Below are 8,909 nucleotides of genomic sequence, written 5' to 3' on the forward strand. Positions count from 1 at the left end.
GGTGGTGGCGGGGGAGGCGGGTTATCAGGTGGAGTGCTGGAGCCGTCGATGGCGTTGGAGTCGGATCTGGGGGTTGATTCGATTAAGCGGGTGCAGATTCTGGGGTCGTTGCAGGAGCGGTTCCCGGGTGTTCCTGCGGTGGGTCCGGAGCGGGCGGCGGAGATGCGGACGCTGGCGGATGTGGCCTCGTTCCTGCGTGATGGCCTAGGTTCGGTGGCCCAGGGTTCGGCGGGTGCCGGGGCTGGTTCGGTTCAGGGTTCGGCGGGTGCCGGTGCCGGTGTGGCTGCGGTCGACGTGTCGGTTATTGAGTCGGCGGTGGCGGAGGTGGTGGCGGAGAAGACGGGTTATCCGGTGGATGTGCTGGAGCCGTCGATGGCGTTGGAGTCGGATCTGGGGGTTGATTCGATTAAGCGGGTGCAGATTCTGGGGTCGTTGCAGGAGCGGTTCCCGGGTGTTCCTGCGGTGGGTCCGGAGCGGGCGGCGGAGATGCGGACGCTGGCGGATGTGGCCTCGTTCCTGCGTGATGGCCTGGGCCTGACCGCGCCGGCCAGCGCCGCACCCGAGTCGACCCCGCCCACCGCTACTGAGACGGCGGCGTCGATGCCCACGGCGACTGCATCGGCGCCGCACCCCGTTCCGACCGAGGCGTCCATCGAGCGGCTGCGCGCGGTGCCGCGCCTTCTGCCGGCCGTAGACCCGCTCGACGAGCCTTTCGGCGTCCAGCCCAGCGCGCTCGTGATCGAGGTCGGTGACGCCGGTGGTGCGGCGCTGGTCCGCCACCTCAGGGAGCGCGGCATCTCGGTCGAGCGGATCGCGATCGGGTCCCTCGCGGGCTCCGACGCCGCCGGCCTCCTCGGCTGGGACGGTGCCGCGGTCGAGGCGGCGCTCGCGGCCGTCGCCGGATCGGTCCGCCTGGACCTCTGCCTGCTCGCCCTCGGCGCTCCGGCATCACCGGGCGCCGGATCCGGGGCCGAGCCGGACCGCGCCGGGGAGGACGATCGAGCCGGGATCGGCGCCACCGGCCTGGCCGGCTTCGACGTCGCCGCGCGTGGGCTCGCCGACGCCATCCTGGCCACGAAGGGGGTCGTCGTACCGCTGCGGGCGGCGGCCTCGGCAGGCCGGCGCGCGGCCTTCCTCACGGTGACGCGGGTCGACGGGCTGCTCGGCCATCGAGGCGGGTCCTCGATAGCCGGGGCGGTCACCGCGGGGGTCACCGGGCTGGTGAAAACCGTCGCGCTCGAGGCACCTGAGCTGGTCTGCCGGTCGGTCGACGTCCATCCGGCGCTCGACGACGACACCTTCGCAGCGGCCGTCCTGGCGGAGGCCGTCGATTCCGCCCGGGACGTCGTCGAGGTCGGTCTGGATTCCGAGGGACGCCGCTGGTGCGTCGAGTATGTCCAGGGCGGGGTGACCGGGGCGACTGGGGTGACCGAGGCGACTGAGGCGACCGGGGCGACCGCCCCGGCGGCGTTCCGGCCCCCGGTGGGCCCGGAGGACGTCCTGGTGGTGACCGGCGGAGCCCGCGGAGTGACCGCGCGCTGCGTCGAGGAGCTGGCGCGCCGCGCCTCCTGCGAGTTTGTCCTGCTCGGACGCACGAATCTGGTTGAGGAGCCGGGCTGGGCGGCCGGAGTCGAGGATGACGGCCTCAAGGCGGCGTATCTCGCCGGGGCCCGTGCCGAGGGACGCAAGGTGCGGCTGCCCGACGTCGACGCCGCGGCTGCCGCCGTGATCGCCGTCCGGCAGGTGCGAGCTACCCTCGGTGATCTTTCCGCGACCGGCGCGCGGATCCACTACCAGGCTGTGGACGCCTCGGATCCGGTGGCGACGGCCGCGGCGCTCGCGCCCTGGCGTGACCGGGTCACCGGCGTCGTGCACGGCGCCGGCGCTCTGGCCGACGCGATGCTCACGGACAAGACCGTCCCGGCCATCCGGTCGGTGCTCACCCCGAAGCTCGCCGGCCTGCGCTCCGTGCTCACGGCGCTGGAGGGCGCACCGCTGCGTCATCTCGCGCTGTTCGGTTCGGTCGCCGGTGTCTTCGGTAACCCGGGGCAGGCCGACTACGCCACGGCCAACGAGGCGCTGACCAGGGTCGCGGCCTGGGCCCGGACCGGGCTCACCGGCCGGGTGGTCGCCCTGAACTGGGGCGCCTGGGACGGCGGGATGGTCACGGCCGATCTGCGGGAGCTCTTCCGCTCCCGGGGCGTGACGCTGCTGCCGCCGGATGAGGGCGCGCGCCGCTTCGTCGCGGAACTCGTCGACGGCCACGGCGCGGACGGCGCGGTCCTCATCGGTGGATCCGCTCCGCTCGCGCGGACCGCGGGTGGCACGGCGCCCGCCGCGTTCGTGGCGCACCGTTCGATAGCGGCTATGGACACCGAGACGGTCATCGACCAGCACCAGATCGGGCCGGCCCCGGTGCTGCCCGCCACCGCCGGTCTCGGCTGGTTGGTCAACGGGGTCGAACGAGCCCTGCCCGGGCGCCAGGTTGTCGAGGTCCGGAACTTCATCGTGCACAAGGGGATCGTGTTCGACGGGGCGCACCTGCGGGACTACTGGCTCGACGCGCGGCCCGTCGACGGGACCGACGGTAGGCCCGGTGACGGACGTGACGGCGGGCCGGTGACGGTGTCCGCGACCGTTCGCGGGGACAGCGGCGGCGCGTTGCCGACCTCGCACTACGCGGGCACCCTCGTGCTCGCCGAGGTCACCGGGGCCACCGGGGTCACCGGGGCCGCCCCGACCGCTCCGGGCTGGCCCGCCGATGGTTACCGGCTCGGCGAGCAGGGCGAGGACGCGGCCTGGGTCTACACCGACGGGCTGCTCATCCACGGGCCGTTGATGCGGGGCATCCGGCGCCTGCTCGTGCGGGAGCCGGGCCGTCTGGTGGCTGAGTGCCGCCTGCCGGAACTGCCCTTCGCCGGCGGCGCGTTCGCGGGCGCGCTGCACCGCCCGGTCCTGTGCGACATCCTCGCCGCGGCCGGGAGCGTGCTCGCCCGGTGGACCCTGAACGAGGTGGGCGCCCTGCCTATCGAGATCGGGCACGCGGAGTTCTTCGCTCCGCTGCCGGCCAACGAGACGTTCATCGTGGTCGTCGACGACGTCCGACCCGGCCCGATGACGGTCACGGTGACCGTGACCGCCCACACCCCGGATGGACGGGTGCTGCAGCGCCTGTCCGACTTCACCTTCGTCGGCACCCCGGACATGGCGGATCTGATCCGTCAGGGGGCGCAGCGGTGGCAGTCGGGTGACCGGGCATGAGGTCCGGTCGGTGGCCGAAAGACCAGGCACTGCACGGGCGATGGGAGGGATCACGATGACCACCACGGTCGAGGCGACGCAGGACGGGCTGGGCTTCGACGGCGAGCCGACCGACGCCGCCGTCTGGGCGGCGATGCAGGCCGGCCCGGAGTTCGAGGCGCGGCCCAGCGGCACCCACCGCCATGACGGCGCCGACAGGGGCGGCGCCGACAGGGGCGAGGAGGACAACGCCGACGGGGGCAGGGAGATCACGGCCGCCACCCGCGGCGCGGGCGTCCTGAGCGGCGTGGGGCGCACGGGTGCTGTGGGTGCTACTGCTGTGGGTGTTACGGGCGTCACGGATAGCGCGCTCGGGGAGGGCCCGGCCGTCCCGGCCGCCGATGACGCCACGGCCACCCTGCGTCGGCTGCGGGCCTCGGTGGTCGCGGCCCACGCCTCGGCGATGCGCACGCAGGCCGCCCTGGCCGACCGGGCGCTGGCCGAGATGGCCGCCATCGCACCGCCCGGCGGTCGGACCCCGGCCGCCGTGGGTGATCGTGGCCGGGGTGGACCGGGGTGGGGCACCCCGGCGGTGGACCGGCCGGCCTTCCACGATGCTGGGGTTCCCGGGCACGCGGGTGCATCGGCGCCCGGCGCTCCGCCGCGGCCCGCTCCCGCGATCGCCCCCGTCGAGATCACGGCGCCTGCCGAGCTGGCGGTGGATGTCACCGTCGTGGCCCGGGACGCCGCGGCGATCGACGGTTGGGTGTCGCTGCCCGCCGTGGTCCGCCAGGCCCTGGACGAGGTGTTGCGCGGGTCGGCGCACCTGGCACCCCGGGGAGGGGGGCACTGGGTGCTGGCCCGGGCGGCTCTGGTGACCAGCGGACCGCTGCCCCGGGTCGGGGACGAGCTGCGTATTCAGGCCTCCACCCGCATCGGGGCCCCCGGCGGGTTCGACCCGGCCACGGCGGAGGTCACGCTCGCGCTGCGGGTTACCCGCGGCCCCGACGTGCTCCTGGAGGTCCTCGGCGGGGTGTTCCGGTGGCTCGAGCGGGACGGCGCGAGCCATGGTGGTTTCGCCGGGGTTGCCGGGTTCGCCGGCATCGAAGCGCCGGGGAACCCGCCCGGTTCCGCCGCCCTGGAGCCGGTGGGCGCCCCCCCCGGCTCCCGGGGCGCGCGCGGCTGGACGGAGGACGCGTTCAAACTGCCCGGCCGCACCACCCGCACCACCCTCGACGCCGGTGACCTGGACCGGCTGGCGCGCGGTGACGTTGCCGGCGTCTTCGGCGCCCGCTACGACCAGCGGGGGGTGAACCCGTCGGTGCGGCTCGCCCCCGGCGGCCCGCTGGTCGCCGTGCCGGAGTTCGCGCCGCGGGGCGGCGCAGCCGGCCGGGGCCAGCTGCGGGCCTCGGTGAGCCGGCTGACCGGCGGCGTGGCGGACCGCGACGGGCAGCCCGGTCCGACCCACCTGGCCATCGCGGCGCTCACCGCCTCCTGGCAGGCGGTGAGCGTGTTCGCGATGGCCGCCGGTCTGCACCTGGTGATCGCGGATGCGCACCTCGACGTCGCGCTGCCCGACGAGCGGCTGGAACTCCCCGACGGGCTCGGCCGGCTGTCGATCGAGATCCACGCGCCCGGCCACGGCGCCGGGCCGGCCGCCGAGGCCGGTCTGGAGCTCGTGCTGACCGTCACCGACATCGATCTGGTGCCGCGGCCCTGGCTGCGCGGTGACGTCGAGCTGCGGGACGCCCACGGGCCGGTCGCCACGATCCGCGGGATCGCCCTGGCCGTGCGGGAACGTCCGGGCACCCCTGTGGGCCCGGCGCACGGCGGCGTCCTGCCGGCCTTCCTCGGCCGCGTGGGCGCGACCGGAGAGTCGGCGCTGCTCGGTGAGCTGCAGATGTTCCACGCGGCGCGCGGCGACCTCGCCATCGCGCTCGGTCCCGAGTTCGCCTCCGCCGCGGGCCGGACGGTCTGCCGGCTGCCCGGCGGCGGCCTGCGGCTGGTGGACCGGGTCATGCGGGTGGACGGCGCGCGAGGTCAGCTCAGCGGCGGCGCGTCGATGATCACCGAGTACGACTCGCCGGCGGACTCCTGGTACTACACCGACAGCCCCAGCCCGACGATGCCGAACATCGTGCACATGGAGACGTCGCTCCAGTCGGCGCTCCTGCTGGGCTACTACCTGGGTGCGACCCTGACCGACCCGGCCAACGACTACGTCCTGCGCAACCTCGACGGCACGGCGACCGTCCGGCGCGAGGTGGACCTGGCCGGACGCACCATCCGGCAGCGCTCGACCCTGCTGTCCACGACCGTGCTCAGCGGCGCGATCCTGCAGAACTTCCAGTATGAGCTGTTCCTCGTGCCGGGCGACGGATCCGGACCGCACGGGTCCGGCGGGTCCGGCGGTGACGGCGGTGACGGCGGTGACGGCGAGCCGTTCTACGTCGGTGAGTCGTTGTTCGGCTTCTTCACGCAGCGGACGCTGGCGAACCAGAACGGTCTCGATCAGGGCGCGTTCGTGCCGACCTGGCTGGAACGCACCAGCCCGGCGCCGGCGGACCGGCGGACCATCGACGTGGCCGCCCGGCGGGCCGCGAACGCGCCGCTGTGCGCCCAGGGTGCCATGGCCCTGCTCGACCAGATCACGGTGGTGGACGGCGGCGGCGACTTCGGCCGCGGCTACCTGCACGCCGTCCGCCCCACGAGCCCGGGCGACTGGTTCTTCGCGCGGCACTTCTGGCTCGACCCGGTGATGCCCGGCTCGCTGGGCGTCGAGGCCGTCATCCAGGCGCTGCAGGAGTGGATGGTCCAGGAGGGCCTGACCGACGACCTCGTCGAGCCGACCTTCGTCGTGCCGGCCGGACTGCCGATGAGCTGGCGCTACCGCGGCCAGATCCGCCCGGAGGACGGGGAGATGACGCTGGAGGTCCACATCAAGGACGTCCGCCGCGACGGTGCCCGGGCACGGGTCGTCGCGGACGCCAGCGTCTGGAAACCCGGCATGCGTATCTACGGCCTGACCGACATCGCCGCCGAAGTGCGCGGTAGAGGAGCGCAATCATGGTGACGACGACAACGATGGTCCGTGGCGCGCCGACGACGCTGCGCCCTGGATCGGGCGGGCCGCGGCTCGCGCGTTCCGCCCAGGAGATCCACGACCTGCTTGCCCGGCTGGACGCGCCCTGCGTCGTGGTGAGCGAACAGGGGGGCGCGATCGCGGCCACCGACGACCCGGCGAGCCTGCGCGCGGCGGGGGCGACGGTGCTGGCTGTGGCGCCGCCGGCCCGCCCCGAGCGGCTGGGAGCCGCGTCCTTCCTGACCGACCACGGGGTGCGTCAGCCCTACATGACCGGCGCGATGGCGAACGGCATCGCCTCGCCGGAGCTGGTCGTGGCGATGGCACGGGCGGGCTTCCTCGCCACGTACGGGGCGGCCGGCGTGCTGCCCGACCGGATCGACGACGCGCTCGGGCGGATCCGCCGCGAGCTCGGTCCGGCGCCCTTCGCCTGCAATCTGATCCACAGCCCGAACGAGCTGGAGCTGGAACGGGCCATCCTGGCCGCCTGCCTGCGCCACGGGGTGACCTGCGTGGAGGCGTCCGCGTTCCTCGAGCTGACCCCGCAGATCGTCGCCTACCGGGCCGCGGGGCTGCGGCCGGGCGGCACTGGCGGCGTACACGTCGGGCACCGGGTGGTGGCCAAGGTCTCCCGCGCGGAGGTGGCCGAGCTCTTCCTGCGTCCCGCCCCGGACGCGCTGCTGCGCCCGCTGGTGGCGGACGGCACCCTGACCGCCGAGCAGGCCGCGCTTGCCCGCACGGTGCCGATGGCCGACGACATCACGGTCGAGGCGGACTCCGGCGGCCACACCGACCGCCGGCCGCTCCCGGTCCTGCTCCCCGAGATCATCGCGGTGCGCGACCGGATCGCCGCCGAGCTCGGCTACCGCCGCCCGCCGAGAGTGGGAGCCGCGGGTGGCATCGGTACGCCGTCGGCGGTGTTCGCCGCGTTCGCGCTCGGCGCCGCCTACGTCGTCACCGGTTCGGTGAACCAGGCGTGCGTCGAGTCCGGTCAGTCGGCGGCGGCGCGGGCGCTGCTGGCGAAGGCGGGCCCGAACGACATCGACATGGCACCGGCCTCCGACATGTTCGAGATCGGCGCCGAGGTGCAGGTCCTGCGCCGCGGCACGATGTTCGCCGGGCGAGGCCGCCGGCTGTACGACCTCTACCGCGCCCACGACTCCCTCGACGACCTTTCGGCGGAGGATCGGAACTGGCTGGAGCGTTCGGTCCTGCGCCGGTCCGTGGACGAGATCTGGGCCGATACTGTCGACTACTTCAGCCGACGCGACCCGGAGCAGATCGAACGCGCGCAGGCCAGCCCGAAGAGACGGATGGCGCTGGTGTTCCGCTGGTATCTCGGGCTGTCCTCGGGCTGGGCGATCTCCGCCGCGCCCGACCGGATCACCGACTACCAGATCTGGTGCGGCCCGTCCCTGGGCGCCTTCAACACCTGGGCGGCCGGCAGCTACCTGGCGGACGTCGACCAGCGCAGCGCGGTGGACGTCGCGGGTGAGCTGATGCTCGGCGCCGCCTACACCGGGCGGGCCGCGGCGCTGCGGTTCGCCGGGGTGCGGCTGCCGGCGCGGGCGGCCGCCTACCGACCGCCGGCCACGCGCGAGAGCTCGCCGGCGCACCGGTACGTCCTGACGGCGGGTGCCCGGTGACCGCGCCCACGACCACGACCGGGGGCACGACCGGGGCCACTGCGGGCACGCCGGCGCCCGTGCCCGTGCCAGCCGTCGAGGCGGAGTCGGCCGCGGACCGCCTCGCCTGGCATCTGTGCGGGGGATGCCGGACCCTTCTCTATGGCAAGCGGTTCCTCGCAGCCAACCGGGTCTGCCCGGAGTGCGGCTGGCATGCGCCGCTGACGGCACCGAGCCGGCTCGCCCAGTTGCTGGACCCGGGATGGTCCGAGCTGGCGACGCCCGTGCCCGCGGATCCCGATCCGCTGCGCTTCACCGATTCGGCACCCTATCCGGACCGGGTGCGCCAGGCCCGCGAGCGGACCGGACTGGCCGAGGCGGTCGTCTGCGCGCGGGGACGCATCGACGGCGCCGAGGTGATCGTCGCGGCGATGGACTTCCGTTTCCTGGGCGGCAGCCTGGGATCGGCCGTCGGCGAGGCCATCACCCGGGCGGGCGAGGTGGCGTTGGCCGAGCGCACACCGCTGGTGATCGTGACCGCCTCCGGCGGTGCCCGCATGCAGGAAGGCCTGCTGTCGCTGATGCAGATGGCCAAGACGAGCCAGATGCTCGGCCGGCTCGACGAGGCGGGCGTGCTCACCGTGGCACTGATCAGCGACCCGACGTTCGGGGGGGTGGCAGCCTCCTTCGCCACTCTGTGTGATGTCATCGTCGCCGAGCCGGGTGCTCGCCTCGGGTTCGCCGGTCCCCGGGTGATCGAGCAGACGATCCGCCAGAAGCTGCCGCCCGGCTTCCAGACGGCGGAGTTCCTGCTGGACCACGGCATCGTGGACATGATCGTTCCCCGTGGCGACCTGCGGGCCGCGCTGTCCCGGCTCCTGCGCGTCGCCACCGGCGTTCATGAGATGGCCGAGGGCGCCGCGGCCGGGGGCGCCATGGCCGGGGGCGCCATGGCCGGGGGC

At 74.4% G+C, this 8,909-nt stretch carries 4 protein-coding genes; all 4 read left to right on the forward strand.

All coding sequences use genetic code 11. The features are described from left to right. Positions 1 to 48 precede the first annotated feature (48 nt). Positions 49 to 3,261: a KR domain-containing protein gene (locus tag AC08OP_RS05915; RefSeq protein WP_476613258.1), complete on the forward strand. Its 3,213-nt coding sequence runs from the start codon at positions 49 to 51 to the stop codon at positions 3,259 to 3,261. A 55-nt stretch (positions 3,262 to 3,316) separates the two neighbouring features. Beyond that, positions 3,317 to 6,313, forward strand: coding sequence for a beta-hydroxydecanoyl-ACP dehydratase (locus tag AC08OP_RS05920; RefSeq protein WP_476613259.1), 2,997 nt, complete (start codon positions 3,317 to 3,319; stop codon positions 6,311 to 6,313). After that, positions 6,307 to 7,968: a PfaD family polyunsaturated fatty acid/polyketide biosynthesis protein gene (locus AC08OP_RS05925; RefSeq protein ID WP_476613260.1), complete on the forward strand. Its 1,662-nt coding sequence runs from the start codon at positions 6,307 to 6,309 to the stop codon at positions 7,966 to 7,968. The genes AC08OP_RS05920 and AC08OP_RS05925 overlap by 7 nt, the downstream gene beginning before the upstream one ends. A 59-nt stretch (positions 7,969 to 8,027) precedes the next feature. Continuing rightward, positions 8,028 to 8,909, forward strand: an 882-nt coding sequence (accD, locus tag AC08OP_RS05930; protein ID WP_476613270.1) for an acetyl-CoA carboxylase, carboxyltransferase subunit beta, incomplete at its 3' end; no start/stop codon positions are given.

This window comes from Frankia sp. CeRuru1 (assembly GCF_977966315.1).